The sequence below is a fragment of the Sulfitobacter sp. HI0129 genome, from assembly GCF_001635395.1.
Classification (GTDB): Bacteria; Pseudomonadota; Alphaproteobacteria; order Rhodobacterales; family Rhodobacteraceae; genus Sulfitobacter.
Genome location: NZ_LWGH01001044.1, coordinates 13,084 through 34,873, shown reverse-complemented (window position 1 = coordinate 34,873; position 21,790 = coordinate 13,084). Strand labels below are relative to the sequence as shown.

21 protein-coding genes are annotated in these 21,790 nt (G+C 61.7%); 9 read left to right on the top strand and 12 right to left on the bottom strand.

All coding sequences use genetic code 11. The features are described 5' to 3' along the window. Positions 1 to 5: 5 nt before the first annotated feature. The 5 genes from lptC (at position 6) to A3764_RS22210 (ending at position 3,201) form a co-directional block, all read left to right on the top strand. Positions 6 to 614, top strand: coding sequence for an LPS export ABC transporter periplasmic protein LptC (lptC, locus tag A3764_RS22230; RefSeq protein ID WP_150120698.1), 609 nt, complete (start codon positions 6 to 8; stop codon positions 612 to 614). A 41-nt stretch (positions 615 to 655) separates the two neighbouring features. Continuing rightward, positions 656 to 1,114, top strand: coding sequence for a lipopolysaccharide transport periplasmic protein LptA (gene lptA, locus A3764_RS22225; protein WP_443069067.1), 459 nt, complete (start codon positions 656 to 658; stop codon positions 1,112 to 1,114). Beyond that, positions 1,114 to 1,875: an LPS export ABC transporter ATP-binding protein gene (lptB, locus tag A3764_RS22220; RefSeq protein ID WP_067922206.1), complete on the top strand. Its 762-nt coding sequence runs from the start codon at positions 1,114 to 1,116 to the stop codon at positions 1,873 to 1,875. Before lptA ends, lptB begins: the two co-directional genes overlap by 1 nt. A gap of 249 nt (positions 1,876 to 2,124) precedes the next feature. Further along, positions 2,125 to 2,688 carry a ribosome hibernation-promoting factor, HPF/YfiA family gene (hpf, locus tag A3764_RS22215; protein ID WP_067922204.1) on the top strand — a complete coding sequence of 188 codons (564 nt, stop codon included), beginning with the start codon at positions 2,125 to 2,127 and terminating at the stop codon, positions 2,686 to 2,688. Between the two features lie 48 nt (positions 2,689 to 2,736). Continuing rightward, positions 2,737 to 3,201, top strand: coding sequence for a PTS sugar transporter subunit IIA (locus A3764_RS22210; protein ID WP_067922202.1), 465 nt, complete (start codon positions 2,737 to 2,739; stop codon positions 3,199 to 3,201). On the opposite strand, the gene A3764_RS22205 is transcribed toward A3764_RS22210, so the two are convergent. From A3764_RS22205 to cysQ, 9 genes are all read right to left on the bottom strand, one after another. Next, the gene (locus tag A3764_RS22205; protein ID WP_067922200.1) at positions 3,189 to 4,625 is read right to left on the bottom strand and encodes a nodulation protein NodH; all 1,437 of its coding nucleotides are present in this window, start codon (positions 4,623 to 4,625) and stop codon (positions 3,189 to 3,191) included. The genes A3764_RS22210 and A3764_RS22205 overlap by 13 nt on opposite strands. A 3-nt stretch (positions 4,626 to 4,628) precedes the next feature. Next, on the bottom strand, positions 4,629 to 6,326 hold the full coding sequence (locus A3764_RS22200) for a DUF5927 domain-containing protein (protein WP_067922198.1): 1,698 nt from the start codon (positions 6,324 to 6,326) through the stop codon (positions 4,629 to 4,631). Continuing rightward, positions 6,323 to 7,333 carry a glycosyltransferase family 2 protein gene (locus A3764_RS22195; protein WP_067952116.1) on the bottom strand — a complete coding sequence of 337 codons (1,011 nt, stop codon included), beginning with the start codon at positions 7,331 to 7,333 and terminating at the stop codon, positions 6,323 to 6,325. Before A3764_RS22195 ends, A3764_RS22200 begins: the two co-directional genes overlap by 4 nt. Before the next feature lie 45 nt (positions 7,334 to 7,378). Beyond that, positions 7,379 to 8,620, bottom strand: coding sequence for a glycosyltransferase (locus tag A3764_RS22190; protein ID WP_067923535.1), 1,242 nt, complete (start codon positions 8,618 to 8,620; stop codon positions 7,379 to 7,381). Then, positions 8,580 to 9,563 carry a UDP-glucose 4-epimerase GalE gene (gene galE / locus A3764_RS22185; RefSeq protein WP_067923534.1) on the bottom strand — a complete coding sequence of 328 codons (984 nt, stop codon included), beginning with the start codon at positions 9,561 to 9,563 and terminating at the stop codon, positions 8,580 to 8,582. Before galE ends, A3764_RS22190 begins: the two co-directional genes overlap by 41 nt. Positions 9,564 to 9,586: 23 nt before the next feature. Then, positions 9,587 to 10,480 carry a UTP--glucose-1-phosphate uridylyltransferase GalU gene (gene galU / locus A3764_RS22180; RefSeq protein ID WP_067923533.1) on the bottom strand — a complete coding sequence of 298 codons (894 nt, stop codon included), beginning with the start codon at positions 10,478 to 10,480 and terminating at the stop codon, positions 9,587 to 9,589. A 104-nt stretch (positions 10,481 to 10,584) separates the two neighbouring features. Then, a complete protein-coding gene (locus tag A3764_RS22175; RefSeq protein ID WP_067923531.1) occupies positions 10,585 to 11,823 on the bottom strand; it encodes a glycosyltransferase family 2 protein in 1,239 nt (412 codons plus the stop codon). Then, entirely contained in the window at positions 11,820 to 12,620 is an 801-nt protein-coding gene (locus A3764_RS22170; protein WP_067923528.1) for a 3-deoxy-manno-octulosonate cytidylyltransferase, read from the bottom strand. The genes A3764_RS22175 and A3764_RS22170 overlap by 4 nt, the downstream gene beginning before the upstream one ends. Then, positions 12,620 to 13,417, bottom strand: coding sequence for a 3'(2'),5'-bisphosphate nucleotidase CysQ (gene cysQ, locus A3764_RS22165; protein WP_067923525.1), 798 nt, complete (start codon positions 13,415 to 13,417; stop codon positions 12,620 to 12,622). Before cysQ ends, A3764_RS22170 begins: the two co-directional genes overlap by 1 nt. Before the next feature lie 109 nt (positions 13,418 to 13,526). On the opposite strand from cysQ, the gene A3764_RS22160 reads away from it, so the two are divergent. After that, positions 13,527 to 14,351, top strand: a complete 825-nt coding sequence (locus A3764_RS22160) for an ABC transporter permease (RefSeq protein ID WP_067923522.1) — start codon at positions 13,527 to 13,529, stop codon at positions 14,349 to 14,351. A 4-nt stretch (positions 14,352 to 14,355) separates the two neighbouring features. Here the strand turns inward: A3764_RS22160 and A3764_RS22155 are convergent, their stop codons facing one another. Continuing rightward, positions 14,356 to 14,958 (bottom strand): alpha-ketoglutarate-dependent dioxygenase AlkB family protein, encoded by a 603-nt coding sequence (locus A3764_RS22155; RefSeq protein ID WP_067923519.1) that lies wholly within the window; start codon positions 14,956 to 14,958, stop codon positions 14,356 to 14,358. 205 nt (positions 14,959 to 15,163) lie between these two features. Between A3764_RS22155 and dnaK the strand changes: the two genes are divergently transcribed. From dnaK to radC, 3 genes are all read left to right on the top strand, one after another. Then, positions 15,164 to 17,083 carry a molecular chaperone DnaK gene (dnaK, locus tag A3764_RS22150; RefSeq protein WP_067923516.1) on the top strand — a complete coding sequence of 640 codons (1,920 nt, stop codon included), beginning with the start codon at positions 15,164 to 15,166 and terminating at the stop codon, positions 17,081 to 17,083. Between the two features lie 80 nt (positions 17,084 to 17,163). Then, positions 17,164 to 18,324, top strand: coding sequence for a molecular chaperone DnaJ (dnaJ, locus tag A3764_RS22145; protein ID WP_067923513.1), 1,161 nt, complete (start codon positions 17,164 to 17,166; stop codon positions 18,322 to 18,324). A gap of 89 nt (positions 18,325 to 18,413) precedes the next feature. Next, on the top strand, positions 18,414 to 19,211 hold the full coding sequence (radC, locus tag A3764_RS22140; RefSeq protein WP_082851108.1) for a RadC family protein: 798 nt from the start codon (positions 18,414 to 18,416) through the stop codon (positions 19,209 to 19,211). Between the two features lie 7 nt (positions 19,212 to 19,218). Here radC and A3764_RS22135 read toward each other — a convergent pair whose 3' ends face one another. Continuing rightward, on the bottom strand, positions 19,219 to 20,781 hold the full coding sequence (locus A3764_RS22135) for a phosphate ABC transporter substrate-binding/OmpA family protein (RefSeq protein ID WP_067923510.1): 1,563 nt from the start codon (positions 20,779 to 20,781) through the stop codon (positions 19,219 to 19,221). Between the two features lie 17 nt (positions 20,782 to 20,798). Continuing rightward, positions 20,799 to 21,785: a hypothetical protein gene (locus A3764_RS22130; protein WP_067923507.1), complete on the bottom strand. Its 987-nt coding sequence runs from the start codon at positions 21,783 to 21,785 to the stop codon at positions 20,799 to 20,801. Positions 21,786 to 21,790 lie beyond the last annotated feature (5 nt).

Below are 21,790 nucleotides of genomic sequence, written 5' to 3'. Positions count from 1 at the left end.
GAGCCGTGGCTTCGGACCGTCACACGCGGCTCGTCGCCCTGCTGAAGGTGGCCTTCCCCCTCATGGCGTTGGGGTTGCTGTCGACGCTTTTCCTGCTCTCTCGCCAGAACGATCCGGATGCCGCGATTCCCTTCGCCGACAAGGAAATTCAGGACCGACTTCGCGATCAGCAGGTAACCGGCCCGTTCTTCTCCGGCACCACCGCGGATGGCGACCAGATCTCCTTTTCCGCGAACCGGCTGACCTCCCCCTCCGGACAGGACGGTGCCAACCGGGCGGAAACCGTCAATGCCCGGCTGCGTCCGACCAGGGGGGCAGAGATCACGATCAATGCCGAACAGGCGGATTTCGACATTTCCGAGGACCGGGCCGACCTGACCGGCGATGTCGTGATCACGACCGCCGACGGCTACCGGCTGACCTCGGATCTGCTGACTTCGGAACTGTCGACGCTGCGCATCGTTTCACCCGGACCAGTGGAGGGAACCGCGCCCGGCGGCACGCTCACAGCAGGTGCGATGACTCTTGAGAAAGATGGCGCAACCGATAGCGCGCAAATGAATTTCACTCGCGGCGTGAAACTGGTATACACGCCCCGACAACAGGTAGAGTAGCTCAGGTGACATACATCCGTTCGTTGATCGCATCGCTCCTGATGGCGATTCTCGCCGCCCCCCTGCTGGCTCAGGGCGCCACCGTCGCCTTCGGCACGATCGAGCAGGATACCTCCCTCCCGGTTGAGGTCACGGCCGACAACCTTTCGGTGGATCAGGCGACCGGCACGGCGGTCTTCACCGGAAACGTGCTTATCGGGCAAGGCGCCATGCGGCTGACCGCAGAACGGGTCGAGGTCGTGTACCGCGCGGAGGCCGAGGGTATCGCAAAGCTCGAAGCGACGGGCGGCGTCACCCTCGTTTCCGGTGACGACGCCGCCGAAGCGGACCGGGCCGATTATGACATCGACGCGGGAACGCTCGTCATGACGGGCAATGTCCTTCTGACACAGGGCGGCAGTGCTTTGTCGTCCGAACAGATGACCATCCAGCTCGAAGACGGCACGGCGCAGATGTCCGGGCGGGTGAAAACCATCTTGCAGACCGGCAGCGGCAACTGATGACCACGCCGCCCGAACTGGCTGTCTCCGACGGCGGGGCGGGCCTGCGTATCGAACATCTGCGCAAGTCCTACCGCAAGAAGACCGTGATCCGCGATTTTTCCATGTATCTGGAGCGGGGAGAGGTCGTTGCCCTTCTCGGCCCCAACGGGTCGGGGAAAACGACGACATTCTACGCTGTCGCCGGTTTGGTAACCCCCGAAGGCGGCACCGTGACAGTGGATGGAAAAGACGTCACCCAGCTGCCCATGTATCGGCGCGCGCAACTGGGCGTAGGCTATCTGCCGCAGGAAATGAGCATCTTTCGCGGGCTCAATGTGCAGGACAACATCGCCGCGATCCTCGATATCACGGTATCGCATCGCCACCAGCGCCGCGAGCGGCTGGAGGAACTGCTTACCGAATTCTCCATCGAGCATCTGCGCCGCGCGCCCGCCATCGCCCTGTCGGGCGGCGAAAGACGCCGGGTGGAGATTGCCCGATGCCTTGCTGCCAACCCCAAGTACCTACTGCTGGACGAACCATTCGCGGGCGTCGACCCGATTTCGGTCGGGGACATCCGCACCTTGGTCAGCGACCTGAAGAAACGCGGAATCGGCGTGCTGATCACTGATCACAACGTGCGCGAAACGCTGGAGATCGTGGACCGCGCCTATATCCTGCACGAAGGAAGGGTGCTGATGTCGGGCACCCCGGGGGAAGTCGTGCAGAACGAGAACGTGCGCCGCGTCTACCTCGGCGATAATTTCAAGATTTCCTAAAATCGTTAAGGAATCGCTACCGTTTCCGTGACCGGGGTACAGCGGCTTTTCGTTGACTTTTCAGGGCGAATTTGCCCTGATGGGGGTATGGAAACCCGTCTTTCCCACTTGTCAGCGCGCATGCCTTCACGCCAGGGCGCGGCTGAACACAGGCGGAAAACAGGCCCATATTTTCCGCATCCGGCATGATCCGTCCGCCCTTCGACGGGGGCAGTCTGTTCTTGCCATACAAAAAAAAGAGGAGAACCCATGCGGTACCAGATCAGTGGAAAACAGATCGACATAGGCGAAGCACTGCAGACCCACGTCAAGGAAGAGTTGGGGGAGGCGGTCAACAAATACGCCGGGCGTCCCACGGACGCTCAGATCGTCTTTTCCAAGTCGGGGCATGAATATGTCTGCGAAACCACGGTGCACCTTTCCACGGGACTGACAGCCTCCGCGCGGGCGCATGCTACTGAAATATATGGGGCTTTCGATGCCTGCCGCGAGAAAATGGAAAAGCAGCTGCGCCGCTACAAGCGCCGGCTGAAGGACCACCACCGCGAGCGGGCCGAACCGGTTGAACTCATGGGAGCCTCATCATATATCCTCGCTTCAGAAAATGATTCTGACACGCAGGAACCCGACAGCCTCCAGCCGATGATCATCGCCGAGATGCAGACCAGCATCGCGACGCTTTCGGTCGGAGAGGCGGTCATGCAGATGGAACTGGCAGGTGCGCCCGTGCTGGTTTTTCGAAAGGAAGGGAATTCCGGTCTGAACGTCGTATACCGCCGCGATGACGGCAACATCGGCTGGATCGATCCCTGAACGAGCAAGCGGCGGCACCAGTCCGTCGGAGAGAGCAGAGCGGAACGAATGGATTTTGCTAAACTCCTGAAGCCGGAGGCGGTCAAGGTTCTCACCTCGGCCTCCAGCAAGAAGCGTCTGTTGCATGACATCGGCGAGCTCATGCATGTCGCCTATCATCTGGATGGCGGCGATGTCGTCGACGCGCTGATGACCCGCGAATCCCTTGGACCCACGGGCGTAGGCCATGGGGTGGCTCTGCCACATGCACGGATGGAAGGCCTTGATCATGTGATCGGGGCCTTCGTCCTTCTGGACAAGCCGATCGACTTCCGCTCGGTCGATCGTCAGCCGGTGGATATCGCCTTCGCGCTCTTCGCGCCGGAAGACGCCGGAGTCGAACACCTCAAGGCGCTGGCGCTGGTGGCGCGCACCCTGCGGGACAACGCGATCTGCACGAAGCTGCGCGCGAACCCCGATGCGGCGACCCTCTATACGATCCTGACGGAGGACAGCGCCGTTCAGGCGGCCTGATCCCACTTTCCGAAGCCGAAGGTCACATAGTCGCGCATGTAGGCATCCGCGACCAATGCTTCCAATTCCGCATCATAGAAGTCGCCCAGCGCATGGGGGCCTACCGGCTCCGCTGCGGGCAATGCCGGGGCATCGTCATACCCAACCGCCCGCGCCAGATCGGCGAGGCCTTCGGCCAGTTCATTTTCACGAAGCACGCGGTCAGGGAACGTCAGTTCGCCGAACCCCTGCAAAGCTTGCGCCTGCGTACACCACGCCGGATCGACGCGAATCGCCGTCTGCCCGGCGAGGTTCCCCTTGAGAAAGCGCAGGAAAGCGGCAAATGCCGCGCGATGCGTCTCCAGCGTCCAATCCGCCCCGGGCTCACCCTCCGGCAGGGGCAGCTTGTACCGGCGGATCAACGTCTTCCGCAGCTGGATATAGGCGCCTTTGCCCGTGGTCAGGATATGACGAGAAAACGCATCATGGGCACGGTCGAGCGGATGGCGCAGCACGGTGAAGCTGCGATGCCCCGGGTGGCGACGTTTCCACTGCCGCAGGCTTTTCTGGGACATCCGCGTATGCAAGGCTTCGGTTTCCGCATAGTCCAGTGCGGCGAGCCACTCGTTGATCTGCCCCTCCAGCCCGGACCGCAGCGGAAGATAAAGCAGACCGGCCTCTGGTGCGGCGACGTAGGACGGCACGTTCGGCCCGCGCCGGGGTTCGAAATTTGGCGTCCGGGTAAGATCGAACCGGTCGAGCGATGCGAGCGCATCCAGCATCTCGTCGTAGTTTTCGACCTTTTCCGAAATCGGGCTGGGGTTCTGCTTTTTCAGGTTCCGATCAAGGCTTTCCAGCGCCTCGTCCACCCCGAGGTAGCGCGCCAGCCCGTTCATGACATCGACGCTCTGAAGGTCTTCGTAGGCCACGTAGAAAGCCGTTTGTCCGCTGCGCTGAAGACGGTTCAGCAAAAGTACCTGAAACTGCTGCAGGGCATCAAGGTGGCTGGCGAATTCATCGGCATCGAACTGGGCCTTTGCGGCCTTGTGCGCTTTCATATCCGTCAGTTTCCACTGGCCGGTGGCCTGCGCGATCTTCCAGCTCACGTAGCTTTCGACCGGATTGCGCGTCAGAATGATCTTGGCGCAGCCGCGATCCTCAAGCACAGGGTGGAGTATGCGCGGATCATGGTCATGAAAATAGCGAAAGCCGCCCAGCGCCGAAGGGTCGTTCCGTATTGCGTCCAGCAGTGTTTTAGGGTCCGCATCCCGCGTGGCCTGATCGATACCGAGGATCGGTTCGCTGCTCGGATACCCGAGGAAATGCGGATTGAACGCCTCCCCATGGCAGGCGATTCCTGGAAAGGCGTTCAGGTTGGATTCGAGAAAGTTCGATCCGGTACGCATTTCGGCAAAGACCACGAAACTGTGGAAACCGTCCGCCATGCCCTATTGCACCAGATAGGGTTTGCGCGGCGGCTTCGGGCTGGCTTCGACGCCCCGTTCCACGGGAAAATCGCCCATGAGATAGGGGTGCATTCCCTGGTTCTTCAGGTTCTGCAGGAACTGCCCGAACCCGCCAAGGTCCACCATCTTTGGCGCTTCGGCCAGACGGCGCAGCTTTGTGCGCCCGATCTCGTCCAATATGCCCTGCAGCGGTTCCATCGGGGCCTCGATGAACTCCGCCATGGTCCAGATGCGCACATGAGCCTTCGCATGGGGGGACCGCAGGATATCCATATGCTCGTTCTCGATCCGCTGCAGACGGGCGGCAGTGGCCCGGATCTCTGCGAAATCGAGGTTTGATCGGAACAGCGGCACCGCCCATGCGCCGGTAATGACGGAAATCTGCGCGTTGGAATCTCTGGCGATGCGCCAGCAAATGTCTTGGTTGTCATGCGGCCCGAACTGGAAACACTGCCGTTCCCCCCGGGTGTTCCAGATCAGGTTGGTCAGGAACGTCTTGCAATTGTGGTCGCGCAAGATGGCACTGTCGCTCAACGCGCCGTTGATCGCCGTCTGCCCTTCGGAAAAATGGACCTTGTCGGGCGCAAAGAGGTGCCCATGCACCCGCGCGCCGGTGGCCTTGGCCAGCCAAGGCTCAAAATTCTCGAAAAGTTCGGCAAAGCCCTGAAAGACGGAATAGGGCGCCGCGGTAACGCCGTTTTCCCAATCCTCGTTCGGAAACCGGCTTTGCATGTAAAGGCCCGAACGGCCCCGGGTGCGCCTTTCCACCGCCTTGGCGAAGATCCGGTCGATCTTGCCGGGGTTCGGCTCCGTCTTTTTCATCGCCCCGGCGGCATCGGTCAGAAACGCGTCATAGAGACGATCGGCGTAGGGCCAGATCTTGCGGGCGACAAAGCAATCCGACCGGCGCAGCAACTGCAGGTGATCATCGTAGAAGATATGCGGTTTGCCCTGAAAATCGAACTTCGAGAGGGTCAGGGACCGGCTTTCGATCTTCGTCGAATATTGGCGGGCGAGAGTCTGGAAATAGCTTTCATCAGGGATCCAGACATGTCGGAAATAGCGGTCATAGGTATCCCGCTCCGGGTCCTGCAGGATCGCGGAAAGGGTGTGCCGGGTCAGACACCACCACTGCGACCCCATGTGCGGCACCAGCCCGTTCGGCATCTTCCGCTGAAGACCCAGCCGGCGCTGAACCGCGACCGCCTTGTCGAAGAAATAGCGATGCCGTTTCCACGAAAACGGAAACCGCAGGGTAAAGCGTTCCTCATCCAGACCGCCCACTGTCCAGGGTACATCCGATGTGGTCGCGCTTTCGATGAAGTCGGTCCGGGGGCGCGAGGCGAGGTAATCGATAAGCTCCTGCACCGGGCGCAGCGGCAAACAGGAACCCGAGGCAAGGTAGACGTGCCGCACCTTGGGAAAGCTGGCCAGCATCATCTCTGAAGCGGCCTGTGTTCCCGCGACGAGCCCCCAGGTGCCCCATTCGCAGCGATACCGTTCGCAAAACCGGATGTCCGGCACATCGGACAGCGCCTTCACGAAGGTATCGAAGGTCGCCTTCGGCACGTGGCGATCCACGTGAATCACAACCGGGCAGCCCGCGGCGGACCAATGCCGCGCGACCTGCTCTGCACGGCCAAGCGCCGTGTGCACCAGCATGACGATCCCGACGCTCACGCCCAGTTCCCTTTCGACATCAGCCCCAATATTTCGAGCTGTCGCCAGTTTATGTAGCGCTCCGACCATTTGCACCAGAGCTGTGGATCGTCTTTGAGCCGTTCGGCATAGGCCTTGTATTCAACGGATCCGGCATAGTGCTGACCGCGCGCCAGCTCTTCTTCGGCCTTGGCCGAAAACGTGTCGAGAAATTTCGCATGCAACAACACGCCCGATGCCTTTTCACCACCCCATTCGTCATAGACCTGATTAAGCCCACGCGGCAGCAGCATATGAGTCGAACTGACATAGCAATAGCGCCTGTCCCATTTGACCAGCGGCACTTTGTTGAGCGCGGGCGCCTTTTCCGGTTGGTCCGCGAAGAAAACGCGGGCACGCGGCCCCCCCTGAATCCACAGGTTCCGGAACAGGTAGTTCGGCTCCATCGTGTAGTTGCCGCTATCGAACCAGGAGGCGATCTCGATCGGGTCCTGTCCCGGCTGATAGGGCTGTTCGTCCAGCCGACCTTTTGGGTACATGTCCAGCAGCATTGCCGAAAACGACTTGATCGAAGAGGCGTCCAGCCAGTCCGTCAACGCGCGCAGGGGGCGCGTATCGCAAAACGGATACACAAGAAATTCATCCGGATCGACCGTCAGGGTCCAATGGCCGTGCGCGTATTTCATCTGCAGCCAGTTGAGCCAATCGACCCCGAAGCGCGCCCGTTTGTAACCGGCAGAGGTTGACCAGACCGAAACATCCGGTTGGTCGGCAAGATAGTCGAGCGATCCGTCGTCACTATCGTTATCGACAAAGAAGAAATGCGCCACGCCCATGCGCCGGTAGTAGTCGAGGAAATAGGGCAGCCTCACCCGCTCGTTCCGCTGGGTGCAGAAAACGAGGATGTCATCCTGACGTATCTCGGATGTCCGATCAGCGATGCGCTTCAGCTCACGACGCTTGCGAAAGGCGCGAATACGCCATCGCTTGCGCTGAAGCCTCAGCCTGTATGACTGCCACACGCTCACTTACCGTCCCCTGCTCTCGGGTCGCACCGCTCTCTCATTCCGCTATCAGGTCAACCTTAAGACGGTTTTGAAGTGGGAGTCCCATTTCAGATCGTCGTAAACAGCAGGCTGATGCGTCTCCGGAGGGTTACTGGCCCAATTCTCGATGGTATTTATCCACAACCGGGGTTCAGCGACAGACAGGAAATGCGCTTTGACGCCAAGTACTTCCTTCAAAACTTCGAGATCGTTGCATAAAACACGCGTTCCCAGAGCCGCCGACTCTACCGGGGGTAGACCAAAGCCCTCGCTCAGGCTCGGAAACAGGGTTCCCGCCGCCCCCTGAACCAAGGCGGCAACTGCCCCGTCGGACAATCCCTGAGCCTCGATCACCCTGTCATCGGCCCGCAGGGCATCCAGACGCGCAAAGACCGCCGCGTTGTTCCACCCCCGGTTTCCACAGATGACGAGGCGCGGCGCCGAAGGCCCCATCTGCTCCCACAAATCCAGGAGAAAGGCGTGGTTCTTCCGTGGCTCTATCGTCCCCACAGTGACGAAATAGGGCTGTTCGGGGGGCAAATGTGGGGGCAGATCGACAGGCACGGGTATGGGCCGCACGACGCCCAGATACGCGACAAGGGCGGGCGGCACCCGCCCCCAACCCCGCATGAAGGTTTCCGCGCGTTTCCGGGTATCCGCCGAATTATAGATCACCAGATCGGCGTCCTGCGCTACGCGTTGCACCTTGTCCCGAAAGGGGCTGACCGTGCCGGGGCGCTGAAAATCCGGGTGTTCGAGCGGGATCACATCATGCACCAGCACCGCAATCCGCCCGGCAGAGGCGTGAACCGCGCCAAACACGCGGTCGGTGATATTGCTATGGCCGACATTCAGATAGGCGTAATCCTGCGGCAGGTTACGGCTCAACATCCGTGCCAACCGGCCCGGAACCGCCCGCGCGAGGGCCAGCCTGCGCAGGTCTGCCTCCGCCCGGCGCTGGAGGTTCGAGCGACCGCGTGGCAACCGCGATAACAGATCGGGCGCGCCCCACTCCTCGCGCCCCGTAAGACGTTCGATGAACTTCCGTACGCCGCTTGCGTCGAGCAAAACGTAACCGAATGCTGTCCGCGCCAGCCCGAACACGGGAACGCTTTCATCGGAAAGCAACGCATCGCCATAGGCGAGCTCCACCCGATCCACACCCGTCGCCACGCGACCGGCGCGGCGCAGGCTGCGCGTCAGGTCAAGCAACCGCGCAGTCGGGCGTTCAGGCGTCGTAATGCCCGGTCTGGTGCCATCTCCAGGCATCTGTGATCATCTGCTCCAGCGTTGAGCGGCGCGGACGCCAGCCCAGTTCTTTTTCCGCGCGGGTCGAACCCGAAACCAGTTTGGTGCAATCTCCCGGGCGGCGGGGCCCTATAACATGGGGCACTTCACGGTTCGTGACCGAACGGCTGTGGGCAAGAACCTCTTTGACCGAAAACCCGGACCCCGTGCCAAGGTTGAACACCCGGCTGCCGCGCCCCTGCAACAACCAGTCGAGGCCCAGAACGTGGGCGTCCACCAGATCGCAGACATGAACGTAATCCCGAATGCAGGTGCCGTCCGGCGTGTCGTAGTCGGTTCCGAATATCGTCAGCGCGTCGCGTTTCCCTTCGATCGCATCCAGCATAAGCGGCACGAGGTGCGTTTCCGGCTGATGGAATTCGCCCACCTCGCCCTCCGGGTCCGCGCCCGCCACATTGAAATAGCGGAAAATGACGTGGTTCAGCCCATGCGCCTTTTCGAAATCGCGCAATATATCCTCGATCGCCCGCTTCGATGCGCCATAGGCATTGATCGGAAGCTGGGCCGAGGATTCATCCAGCACAACATTATCCTGATCGCCATAGGTCGCGCAGGTCGAAGAGAAGACGAAGTTCCGGCACCCCGCCCCGGCGGCCGCCTCGATCAGGTTCAGTGAGCCAAGCACGTTGTTGCGCCAGTAAAGGCCCGGCTCCTTCATGCTTTCACCCACCTGGCTAAGGGCGGCGAAATGCATGACGGCGACGGGTTCATAGTCTGCAAAAGCCGCGTCGACCTCGGCCCGGTTCATCAGGTCACCCTTGATGAAAGGTCCGAACTTCACCGCCTCCCGCCAGCCGGTCACCAGATTGTCGAAGGTCACGGGCGTATGGCCCGCCGCCGCAAGCGCCTTGCAGGCGTGCGATCCGATATATCCCGCACCCCCGGTCACCAGAACATTGGCCATTGGTCTTCCTTGCCGTACCAGCGCTATTGCGCGGCCTTGTCGCTTTGAACGATCTCATGCAGGTATTGCGTCAGATCTTCGCGCAACTCGTCCCGCGCGAGCCCGAAGGCCACCGTGGCACGCAAGAAGCCGGATTTCGAGCCGCAATCGAACCGCTGACCGTCAAAGCGATAGCCATAGACGTTCCGGTCTTGAGCAATCTCCGCCGCGATTGCGTCGGTAAGCTGAATCTCCCCCCCAGAACCAGATTTGATCTTGTTCAGGTTCTGAAGGACAGTCGGCGCAAGAATATAACGCCCGATCACGGCAAGGTTCGAGGGCGCATTCTCAGTCTTCGGTTTTTCGACCATGCCTTTCACCTGAACCATCTTCCCCATATCTTCCGCGAGATCGAGGATACCGTAGGCGGATGTCCGTTCAGGTTCGACTTCCATCGCGGCGACCATATTGCCACCTGTTTCGGCATAGGCTTCCACCATCTGCTGAAGGCAGGGCTTTTCGGCCGCGATGACATCGTCCGGCAGGATGACTGCGAAAGGCTCATCCGCCATCAGGCGCCGCGCGCACCACACGGCATGGCCCAGACCCAGCGCCTTGTGCTGACGGATATAGGCAATGGCGCCACTTTCCATGTTGGTTTGCTTGAGGATGCTCAGAAGCTCTTTCTTGTCCTTGGAGCGCAATTCCTGCTCCAGCACCGGGGCGTGATCGAAGTAATCCTCCAGCGCGCCCTTGCCGCGCGAGGTGACAAAGATGAACTCCCTGATGCCGGCGGCCCGCGCCTCGTCGATCGCGTACTGGATCAGTGGCCGATCGACCAACGTCATGATTTCTTTGGGAACAGACTTGGTTGCGGGCAAAAAGCGCGTTCCCAGACCTGCAACGGGGAAAATCGCCTTTGTCACTTTCTTCGGCATCTCAAACCTCGGCTCGTTTCTTATTGGTCTTCTACTCCATCGCCTGCCGATAGGCAGCCCAAAGTAGTTCTGACCGCTTAATGAATTTAAAGTAAATCGATACTTCAGCGGTCAATAGCATCTCCCCGCGTAAACGTCACTCTTTCCCTTTCGGTTCGGCTCCGAACCTTCCTGCGGTGGAAGCTGACCAATGGCTGGTCCCGCTCCGACCGTCCGAAGAGGCCTCCTGTCTGACGCCAGACCCCCTCCTCCGTAAACGCCACGCGGTGATAAAAAGCACTGGGCGAAAGCGACAGAAGCGTCACGACATGCCCCTGCCCGACGAGTTTCCGCGCGCGGGTCTCATCCCGTTTCCGGCGGGCCGGGCGGGTTGTGATCCATACATGGGGTTTGGTCGAAGATACGAACCGCAAGAAAGGGCTCGCCGCGCGCCGGGGCAAGCGGGCAGTCCCGATGGCACGTGCGAGACCTTCCGAATGGCCTTCCTCAAGCCGCGCCATCAGTCTGCGCAGGCTTCGCGGCTCAAGTGCGCCGGAAACCATGTGCCGCAACAATCTGCGCCGCTCTGCCCCCTGCACCGCCTTCCAGTGGGTGGCCCGGTCCGCCTCGTGGATATGCTTGCGTGCGAAAACCGCCCAGCTGGCACCGATGTCGAACAGGTCCCGTGGCACGCGGTCCGCACTCCGTACGCGGTTTTCCTCGAACCCGTGGTGGACCTCGGCGCGGGGCACGATCGCCGTGGCCTGCCCCGTACGCGCAAGCCGCATGTTCAGGTCTGTTTCATCCAGATAGTAGTGAAAGGCCGGATCGAACCCGTCGAGGGCGATCAGCGCATCCCGGCGGAAAGCCATATTCGTGCCTTCGGTCTTCACTGCATGGCCGTGCGCCGGGGTAAGAACCGTGGCATGGGCATCGTCGAGGGAAAGTGGATAGGTACTGCCATGCCTGTCGAGGCCGCGCGCCTTCCATTGGAAGGAGATCCCGTTGCGCCCCCGAACATAGCCGCCCATGGCAGCGACTTCGTCGCGCGATGCGGGTGCTGTCAGGTGATGCAGCCACAGGGGTTCGGGCACCGCATCGTCATCGATGAACGCAACGATATCGCCAGCGGCATGGGTGATGCCCATGTTGCGCGCCGCGGAGATATTGGGAACATCGTATTCCAGCAGCTTGACGGTTTCGCCGAACCCGCCGTCCCGGGCCGCCGCGATCCCAGCCGGATCCGCGACCACGACGATCTCGAACGCGGGATAGCGAAGTTGCGAAAGCCCGACGAGGCACCGGCGCAAAGCCGAAGGACGGTTTCGGCTGACAACGACGACGCTGACCGTCGTCTCGCTCACTCCAACCCCATCTCTTCCATCATGGCTTCAAGCCGGGGCACGTCTTCGGGGTTGTTCAATTCCCAGAAGGACCGGCCCCGCGCCTCGACCTCGACACAGAGAACCGGGCGGTTGTTTTCCAGAAACCGAAGCTGCTCCAACCCTTCGAGCCGTTCCAACGGCCCCACCTCCCAAGACGGATAGGCAGCGAGCGCGTCCGGGCGATAGGCATAGACCCCGACGTGGTGGAAAACCGGCGTGGGTTCCGACGGATCATAGCGGGTCGCAGTATAGGGAATGACTTCCTTGGAGAAATAGAGCGCCGCGTTGTCGGCCGCAAAGACCGCCGTAGTGCCGCCCACGCGCCCGGCCTTCCGGTCGTCCAGCAGCGCCGACAGGGTCGCCCCCTCGCAGCGCAAGACGGGGGTGGCAATGGCGGCACCGGGGTTCGCGCGCAGCCCCTCAATCAGCCCCTCGACGAACCATGGGGGCGTCAACGGGGCATCGCCCTGAAGGTTCACCACGATATCATAGCCCCCGCCCAGCGCCTTGTGCGCTTCGGCGCACCGCTCCGTCCCGTTGGCGCATTCCGTCGACGTCATAACGACCTCTGCGCCGAACGCTTCGGCAGCAGTGCGAATGCGGGCGTCGTCGGTGGCGACGACGACGCGGTCCACCCCGGACACCGAGCGGGCCGCCCGCCAGCTGCGTTCGATCAGGCTGCGGCTTTCGCCACCCGCCCCCTTCAGCGCGACCAGTGGCTTGCCCGGATAGCGGGTCGAGGCATAGCGCGCGGGAATTACCACCAGAACGGACATCATGCCTCCTTCAGCGCGACGCCCGGCGCATGGACGATGAAATGCGGGTTTTCGAACCCCGGCTTGCCATAGGTCAGCGGGCTGTGATCATCGAAACGCACAACGAAGCCCCCCGCGCCGCGCACGACGGCATCACCTGCGGCAGTATCCCATTCCATCGTACGGCCCAGCCGGGGATAAAGGTCGGCCTCACCACTGGCGACAAGGCAGAACTTGAGCGATGAACCGGCGCTGGTCATATCCCGCAGGTCGTAACGGGCGATGTAGTCGTCCGTCGCCTGATCCCGGTGCGATTTCGACGCCACCACCATGAGGCCGCTGCCCTCCGGGTCCTTCGCATTCAGCGGCATCGTCTCACCCGCCCGGTCGGGATCGAGCGCACCGGTTTCCTCCACCGAACGCCCCTCTGCATCGGTATAGAAAAGGCGTCCCTTCGCTGGGGCATAGACCACACCGCGGGTCGGCACCGCGCCCTCCACCAACGCGATGTTCACTGTGAACTCCCCCCGTCGATGGACGAACTCCTTGGTGCCGTCCAGCGGATCAACGATAAGAAAGGTATCCCCCCGGGCCGAATGAGTCTCCGCCTGTTCTTCGGTCACGAGCATAAGGTCGGGAAAGGCCGCCCGCAGCCCTTCGGAAATCAGGGCGTCGGCTGCTTCGTCCGCAGCCGTGACGGGGCTTTCGTCGGACTTCGACCGGACGTCGAAATCGTCCTGTCCATATATCTCCATGATGCGTTCCCCCGCCTGCAGGGCAAGGCGACGCATCACAGTCACCAACTCTTCGTAATCCATTCTCTGCGCCCCGCTTTCGTTGATATTCTTTTCAAACCTCTTATGCTGCGCTGACTACGGAACGGCAAGAATTCCGTGTATACTCCCGCTCAGTCAGAGGCGCAGGCAGATGTTCCAGTCCACCCGAAAGCCGACCGGCCGCTTGTCGAGCGCGGTTTCGATGCTCGAACTGATCTATCACTCGATCGTCCGGTCGATCCGCAAGACGCATAACAACGCCATCATGGCGATTTTCACGAACATGCTGCAGGCGGTCCTGTTCGTCGCGGCCTTCTACGTGATGTTCACCATCCTCGGGCTGCGCGGGGCGGCGGTGCGTGGTGATTTCCTCATCTACGTGATGACCGGCATCTTCCTCTTCCTCACGCACACCAAGACGCTCGGCGCCGTTGTCGCCTCCGAAGGACCGGCGAGCCCGATGATGCAGCACGCCCCGATGACGACCGTCATCTCGATCGCCTCGGCGGCCTTCGGCGCGCTCTATATTCAGGTGCTGTCGCTCTTCGTCATTCTCTTTGCCTATCACGTGGTCATGACCCCGCTGGAGATCGAGCAACCGATCCCGGCCTTCGGGATGCTGCTCATCGCGTGGTTCACAGGGGGCGCGCTCGGCGTGGTGCTGCTGGCGATCAAGCCGTGGTTTCCGACCTTCGTGCAGATCTTCACCACCGTCTATCAGCGCGCGAACATGATCGCATCGGGCAAGATGTTCCTTGCCAACACGCTGCCCGGTTTCATGCTGGCGATGTTCGACTGGAACCCGCTGTTTCACGCCATCGATCAAAGCCGGGGCTTCGCGTTCATCAATTACTACCCCCGCTACAGCAATTGGGAGTATCCGATCTGGGTCGGGCTGGTCCTGCTGATGATCGGGATGATGGGCGAATTCTACACCCGCAAACATGCCTCGCTCAGTTGGAGCGCACGGCGCTGACGGATCAGTCGACCACGCGCAGCGTCAGGTTGATCCGTCCGCCGCCCGGCAGCAGCGGCGATGAACCCGGGCGGATACGGTCCACCCCGTGATAGGTGAGCCGGGCCGCCCCGCCCATGACGACCACATCCCCGGACCGAAGCCAGACCGACTGTGTCTTGCCGCCCCGCGTGGGGTTGCCCATCCGGAAAAGCGCGTCATCGCCAAGCGAAACGGAGACCACCGGCCAGGCGAAATCCGCTTCGTCCGCGTCGCGGTGCATGCCCAGTTTGGCCTGCGCGTCGTAATGATTGATGAGGCAGCACTCTGGCCTCCGCTCCAACCCCGTGAGCGCATCCCATATCCGCAGGACCGGGGCCGGAATCGACGGCCAGGGCTGACCGTCGGGATGGGTAGGCACATAGCGATAGCCGCTTCGATCCGAAAACCAGCCGTATTTCCCCGCCGCCGTGATGCGTACGGACATCGGTTTGCCGTACGGGGTCTGCGGGCGAAAGAACGGCGCCTGCCGGGCCACATCCTGCACGGCCTCGACCAGTTCACGCTGGGCCGTCAGATCGAGATAGCCGTCGTAAATCGCGAAGTCCCTGACCATGACTGGTGCCATCTGTGACCCTCCTGCGCTGAGCATCGGAAAAGGTTGGAAAATACTGCATCCGCCTCTTCGCAACGGTTGCAGGGCCGAAATCGCCTCCTTATATACCCTCCGAACCGCGAAGGACCACCTGTCCGACGCGTCCACAGATCGGGGCAGGATGCCGAAACGGGTCCACGCCTCGTTTCATCGCCTGAGTAAAAGAGGGATCGAAAACATGGCCAAAGTAATTGGTATTGACCTTGGAACTACAAACAGCTGTGTCGCCATCATGGATGGCAGCCAGCCTCGCGTGATCGAGAACGCCGAAGGCGCGCGCACGACACCGTCGATCGTCGCATTCACCGACGACGAACGCCTTGTCGGCCAGCCCGCCAAACGGCAAGCGGTCACCAACCCGGAAAACACGATCTTCGGTGTCAAGCGCCTGATCGGTCGTCGTAATGATGACCCGGATCTCGCCAAGGACCGCAAGAACATGCCGTTCACCGTCATGGACGGTGGCAACGGTGACGCATGGGTTGAAGCTAAGGGTGAGAAATACTCCCCTTCGCAGATCTCGGCGTTCATCCTCGGCAAGATGAAGGACACCGCAGAAAAGTATCTTGGCGAAGAAGTCACGCAGGCCGTCATCACCGTGCCCGCCTACTTCAACGACGCCCAGCGTCAGGCCACGAAAGATGCCGGCAAGATCGCCGGTCTGGAAGTGCTGCGCATCATCAACGAACCGACAGCCGCGGCGCTTGCCTATGGCCTCGACAAGGAAAACACCCAGACGATCGCCGTCTATGACCTTGGTGGCGGTACGTTCGACGTGACCATCCTCGAAATCGACGATGGCCTCTTCGAAGTGAAATCCACCAACGGCGATACCTTCCTTGGTGGTGAAGACTTCGACATGCGGATCGTCAATTACCTCGCCGAAGAGTTCAAGAAAGAGCACGGCGTCGACCTGACGAAGGACAAGATGGCGCTGCAGCGTCTGAAGGAAGCTGCGGAAAAAGCGAAGATCGAACTGTCGTCTTCTTCGCAGACCGAGATTAACCAGCCCTTCATCTCGATGGGCAAGGACGGCTCGCCGCTGCACATGGTCATGAAGCTGACCCGCGCCAAGCTGGAAAGCCTCGTCGGCGACCTGATCAAGGCTTCGATGAAGCCCTGCAAGGACGCCCTGAAGGATGCCGGCCTGTCCGCGTCCGACATCGACGAAGTCGTGCTCGTGGGTGGTATGACCCGCATGCCGAAGGTCGTCGAAGAGGTGACCAAGTTCTTCGGCAAGGAGCCGCACAAGGGTGTGAACCCCGATGAGGTCGTGGCACTCGGTGCCGCCATTCAGGCGGGCGTTCTGCAGGGTGACGTGAAAGACGTCGTACTGCTCGACGTGACCCCGCTGTCGCTGGGTATCGAAACGCTGGGCGGTGTCTTCACCCGTCTGATCGACCGCAACACGACCATCCCGACCAAGAAGAGCCAGATCTTCTCCACCGCAGAAGACAACCAGAACGCGGTGACGATCCGGGTCTTCCAGGGTGAGCGTGAAATGGCTGCCGACAACAAGATCCTTGGTGCCTTCAACCTGGAGAACATTCCGCCCGCACCGCGCGGCATGCCCCAGATCGAGGTGACCTTCGACATCGATGCCAACGGTATCGTTTCGGTCGGCGCGCTCGACAAGGGCACCGGCAAGGAGCAGAAGATCACCATCCAGGCGTCGGGCGGCCTGTCCGAGGAAGACATCGAAAAGATGGTCAAGGACGCCGAGGAGAACGCGGAGGCCGACAAGTCCCGCCGCGAACTGATCGAGGCGAAGAACCAGGCCGAAGGGCTCATCCACTCGACCGAAAAGTCGCTGGAAGAGCACTCCGACAAGGTCGACCCGACAACCGTCGAAGCGATCGAACTGGCCATCGCCGCCCTGAAGGACGAGCTCGAGTCGGACAACGCCGACAAGATCAAATCCGGCATCCAGAACGTCACCGAAGCGGCGATGAAGCTGGGTGAGGCGATCTACAAGGCGGCCCAGGACGAAGGCGAGGACGTGGCCCAGTCCACCGATGCGCCGCGGAACGACAGCAACGATGATGACGATATCGTCGATGCCGAGTTCGAGGATCTGGACGACGACAAGCGCGCGTAATCGCGGTTTGACTGCATGATGAGGGCCGGTCCGTCAGGCGGGCCGGCCCGTCATGTATCAACAGCAGGAGCTTATGACCCATGGCAAAACGTGACTACTACGAGGTGCTTGGCGTTGCCAAAGGGGCCTCTGCCGAAGAGATCAAGAAAGGCTACCGCACCAAGGCCAAGGAATTGCACCCCGACCGCAATACCGACAACCCCAAGGCCGAAGCGCAGTTCAAGGAGGCCAACGAGGCCTACGAGGTTCTGAAAGACGCCGACAAGAAAGCCGCATACGACCGCTACGGTCATGCCGCCTTCGAAGGTGGCATGGGCGGTGGACGCCCCGGTGGCGGCGGCTTCGGCGGCGGGCAGCAGGGTGATTTCAGCAGCGCCTTCTCCGATGTCTTCGACGACTTGTTCGGCGATTTCATGGGCCAACGCGGCGGCGGCCAGGCCGGCGGTCGGCGTGCGGCCCGTGGTGCGGACCTGCGCTACAACCTCAGGATCTCGCTGGAGGACGCCTTCTCCGGTTTGCAGAAGTCGATCAACGTGCCGACATCGGTACAATGTTCGGCATGTGACGGATCGGGTGCCGAAGGCGGGGCGGAGCCCACCACATGCCCCACCTGTTCCGGCATGGGCAAGGTAAGGGCGCAGCAGGGCTTTTTCACCGTCGAACGCACCTGCCCCACCTGTTCGGGCCTCGGCCAGATCGTCAAGAATCCCTGCAACACCTGCCGGGGCGCGGGGCGGGTCGAAAAGAACAGGCAGCTTTCGGTCAATATCCCCGCGGGGGTGGAAACAGGCACACGCATCCGTCTCGCCGGTGAAGGCGAAGCAGGACTGCGCGGCGGGCCTTCGGGTGATCTCTATATTTTCATCGAGGTCGCCGAACACGATCTGTTCGAACGGGACGGGCCGAACCTGTTCTGCCGCGTTCCCGTCTCGATGAGCACGGCTGCCCTGGGCGGCAGCATCGAAGTCCCCACCATCGACGGTGGTCGCGGGCGGGTGCAGGTGCCGGCGGGCAGCCAGTCCGGTCGCCAGATGCGTCTGCGCGGCAAGGGCATGCCCCCGCTGCGGGGCGGCGGGGCCGGTGACATGATCATCGAACTGGCGGTCGAAACGCCGGTGAACCTGACGTCGGAGCAGAAGGACCTGCTGCGGAAATTCGAAGAGCTTTCGGACAAGAACAACCCGGAAAGCTCCACCTTTTTCAGCAGCGTGAAATCCTTCTGGGATTCGATGAAAGGCTGACCAAGCTGATATCTGTCGTAGCAAGGCCGGGCATCGCCCGGCCTTTTTCGTTTACCACTTGGCAACCATTCGAGGGTCACTCTGGCCCGATGCGACGGCCAGAAGACAAAACGCACCCTCCCGGCGATCAGAGCCTGCGTGAAAGTGGGCAACTCTTTCTGCTGCCGGAGGAGGTCGGCGCCAGCCGCAACTCACAGGACCAAACGGCAAAGGTGCCCTCCTACCTCAGGGACCACCGGGTTCGCCTGCGCGCGCGCTTCATGGCGGGCGGGGCCGATGCCGTCCCCGACTACGAATTGCTTGAACTCATCCTCTTCCGCGCATTGGGCCGGAAGGACGTGAAGCCGTTGGCGCGGGAGCTTCTGGAAACCTTCGGTGACTTCAACCGGGTCATCACCGCTCCCAAGGCACGGCTCCTCTCCGTCCATGGGGTGGGCGAAGCGGTCGTGGTGGAGTTGAAGATCATCGAAGCGGCGTCGCACCGGTTGATGCGCTCAAAGGTGATCAGGCGGCCCGTCGTCTCGAGCTGGGATGCGCTGCTCGATTACTGCCATACCGCCATGGCCCACCGGGAGACGGAGCAGTTTCGCGTCCTCTACCTCGACCGGAAGAACACTTTGATCGCCGACGAACAGGAAGGCGAAGGCACGGTCGATCACGTTCCCGTCTACCCGAGGGAGGTCGCCAAGCGCGCGCTTGAGCTGAACGCCTCTGCCCTGATCCTCGTGCATAATCATCCTTCGGGGGACCCGACACCGTCACAGATGGACATCGAGATGACGAAGCGGATCATCTCCGCCTGCGATGTGCTCGGGATCGCGTTGCACGATCACCTCATCATCGGCAAGTCGCAGGAGCTGAGCTTCAGGGCAGAAGGCTTGGTCTGACAAGCGCTCAGCGCACCCAGACCTCCACTCGGCGGTTTGCCTGCCGGCCCCAGGCGCTGTCGTCACAGGCCATGGGCAGGGCCTCTCCGAAGGCTTCCACCCCGATGTCGATCCTTTCGGGGTTTGCCGTCACCGCAGCGGCAAGCACGGCGCGGGATACGGCCTGGGCACGCTGAAGCGCGATGTCACGGTTTGCCGCTGCCGGGCCTTCGCCATCGCTGAACCCGACGAAAAGTATCTGCCGCGCATCGTATTGCCCCTGCTCCATCGCGCGGGCCAGTTGCTGGATGTTGGAGCGGGATTGCGCATCCAGCCTGATCGACCCGGCTTCGAACCGGAAGGAGACCGTCAGCCGCTGCATGGGGGCCAATGTCGTCACCATGCGCTGCAGCTCGTCCAGCGACGTCTCGAAACCCGCTGTCGCGATCGCGTTGGTAAAGCGGTTGCCCTGTTCGTCCACCGGTATCTCTTCCGGCCCCTGATCCACGAACCCGCTACGGCGGATGACGACCTGCGCCGCCGGGCTGCGGGTGAAGGCCAGAAACTCCCGCGCGATCTGCGGCAGGCGCCGTGCCGGAAAATAAAGGAACATGGGCGCGGTGAGCGGGTAATCTTCGGTCTTTATCGTCCGGCGGGACGCCGAGAGCGCGAAGTCGCAGGTCCCGGCGAGCGCCAGCATCTTGGTATTGCGCTGTTCGGCGAAACTGGTCAGCCCGATGGCGAAGCTGTCCTTTGCCACGGCGTCCGACAAATCGGCGGGAAACCGGTGGCGGATAATACCCTCCGCCAGTTCCAGCTTTGCCGGGGTCATGATCTGATCCACGATAGCCTGCGCCAGACCGTTCCCTTCATCCGGCAGATGCATCTCTATGGGCGCATCCGGCCCGCCGAGATCCTTCCAGCTGACAATTCGGCCTGAATAGATCCGTGCCAGGTCGAGCACCGAAATCCGATCCACCGGGTTCGACGGTGCCACCACCGGCACGATGGCGTCCAGCGCCAGCACGCGGCTGCGGTTGGCCCCGGTCAGGTCTCCCATACCGGCCTCGCGTGCATTGATACGCTCCTGCAGGCGAATTTCCCGCAGGGCCATCACCACATCGGCTTCATCCGCCAACAGATCGGCGAACCCTTCATTCGTATTGGTCGCGCGAAAGGAAAAGTTGGCGGCAAGCTCGCCGTCCCGTTCGCCGTACAGATGATAGACGAAGCTCCCGGCTTCGAGATCCTCGCGGGTGGTGGTGAATCCCGCACGCTGACCGAAAGCTTCCAACAAAGCGGGCATCAGGACCGCCCCCATCGTGGCAGAGCCGGAAATTTGCAGCTCGGCGACATAATTGTCGAGATTGGGGCAGCCCGGCCCCGTGCAGAGCACACCGCTCCCGTCGAAGGTCAACTCGCCGAAGTCGGTCTGCACCCGGTAGAATTCACCATCGAATCCCAGCAGCGTACCTGCAACCTCGATCTTGCCGTCGCGCGACGTCAGCATGACATCCTGCGCGGCGGCAATGACTGTGGAACAGAACAGAAAAAGTGCGGCGAAAGCCGCCGCACGTTTCAAGAGGTACATGGTGCCCCGGCGTTGCGTCAGTATTGCGCGACTTTCAGGTTTTGTAGCAGATTATTCAACACAAGAAAGTTGCCCTGCGCATCACAACCCGGCACCGCCAGCGTCAGGTCCTGCGATTTGATCTTTCCGTCACCGCCGATTTCCAGCGATTGCGCCTCGATCTCGGTTCCGCAGTTGGCAGGGGCCACTTCCGCTTCGACGCTCAGGGCAACCTGCCCGTCACGCCCGGTGCCGATCTTGGGGAAGGTATAGACCTCCGCCAGCAGGGGATCGGCGGCGCGGGTGTCGCCATTCATCGTCATGTAGCCGCCTGCCCCGGTGATCGCCGCGGTCAGATCGCGCGGCGCGCCGGACCAGACATGGCCTTCGCTCCCATAGGCCGCGCCGAATTCGCGTGCATGGATCTGAAACCCCATGTCCCCGCGCCATTGCACGACGACGCGGTTGAAGTCTTCCAGATCCTCCACGGTGGCCTGTGCGACGGCGCCATCACCGCTGGAAAAGGCAAGGATGAAAACCGCATCCCGGGCGAGCGCCGGGACCGTGATATCAAGTTCTCCCTCGGCGGAGGTGGTCTGGGTGAAGATCATTCCGTTGTGATGGATCGTCAGCCGTTCGTTCGGCAGGCAAGGGGCGGACATGCTCAGCTGAACCATCGCGGCTGCCTTCGCCCGCGCATCGGCGGTTACGGTGCAGTCCAGCCCCGGCAGTGTTGCGGGCGGCGTGGGTTCCGGCAGGGCCTGGGGCGCGGCTGCGGGGATGACCTGCGATTCAGCAGCGGGGGAGGCGACGATCGCGTCGAATTCGGCAGAGGTGAGGGTGATCCCCTCTACCTCCAGCAGGGCATCGCTGGAATTGGCGAACCCGGCGGAGGAGGGTATCTGCGCCTGCTCTCCGGGGCCATAGAACCGATCAGCCGTGGCAGAGCTTTGCATCGCAAAGCCGATACCGGCCGCAACGACCAAGGCACCGACGGTGGTCAGAATTTCCTTTTGATTTGGCATGGGGC

Excerpts from the sequence above, each read along its gene's own strand:
- A3764_RS22210 (WP_067922202.1), top strand. The coding sequence starts at position 2,737 with ATGGATTTTGCTAAACTCCTGAAGCCGGAGGCGGTCAAGGTTCTCACC.
- A3764_RS22205 (WP_067922200.1), bottom strand. The coding sequence starts at position 4,625 with ATGGCGGACGGTTTCCACAGTTTCGTGGTCTTTGCCGAAATGCGTACC.
- A3764_RS22155 (WP_067923519.1), bottom strand. The coding sequence starts at position 14,958 with ATGGCACCAGTCATGGTCAGGGACTTCGCGATTTACGACGGCTATCTC.
- dnaJ (WP_067923513.1), top strand. The coding sequence starts at position 17,164 with ATGGCAAAACGTGACTACTACGAGGTGCTTGGCGTTGCCAAAGGGGCC.
- A3764_RS22190 (WP_067923535.1), bottom strand. The coding sequence starts at position 8,620 with ATGCCTGGAGATGGCACCAGACCGGGCATTACGACGCCTGAACGCCCG.
- galU (WP_067923533.1), bottom strand. The coding sequence starts at position 10,480 with ATGCCGAAGAAAGTGACAAAGGCGATTTTCCCCGTTGCAGGTCTGGGA.
- A3764_RS22160 (WP_067923522.1), top strand. The coding sequence starts at position 13,527 with ATGTTCCAGTCCACCCGAAAGCCGACCGGCCGCTTGTCGAGCGCGGTT.
- A3764_RS22170 (WP_067923528.1), bottom strand. The coding sequence starts at position 12,620 with ATGTCCGTTCTGGTGGTAATTCCCGCGCGCTATGCCTCGACCCGCTAT.
- galE (WP_067923534.1), bottom strand. The coding sequence starts at position 9,563 with ATGGCCAATGTTCTGGTGACCGGGGGTGCGGGATATATCGGATCGCAC.
- dnaK (WP_067923516.1), top strand. The coding sequence starts at position 15,164 with ATGGCCAAAGTAATTGGTATTGACCTTGGAACTACAAACAGCTGTGTC.
- lptB (WP_067922206.1), top strand. The coding sequence starts at position 1,114 with ATGACCACGCCGCCCGAACTGGCTGTCTCCGACGGCGGGGCGGGCCTG.
- hpf (WP_067922204.1), top strand. The coding sequence starts at position 2,125 with ATGCGGTACCAGATCAGTGGAAAACAGATCGACATAGGCGAAGCACTG.
- radC (WP_082851108.1), top strand. The coding sequence starts at position 18,414 with ATGCGACGGCCAGAAGACAAAACGCACCCTCCCGGCGATCAGAGCCTG.
- A3764_RS22130 (WP_067923507.1), bottom strand. The coding sequence starts at position 21,785 with ATGCCAAATCAAAAGGAAATTCTGACCACCGTCGGTGCCTTGGTCGTT.
- A3764_RS22135 (WP_067923510.1), bottom strand. The coding sequence starts at position 20,781 with ATGTACCTCTTGAAACGTGCGGCGGCTTTCGCCGCACTTTTTCTGTTC.
- lptA (WP_443069067.1), top strand. The coding sequence starts at position 656 with ATGGCGATTCTCGCCGCCCCCCTGCTGGCTCAGGGCGCCACCGTCGCC.
- cysQ (WP_067923525.1), bottom strand. The coding sequence starts at position 13,417 with ATGGATTACGAAGAGTTGGTGACTGTGATGCGTCGCCTTGCCCTGCAG.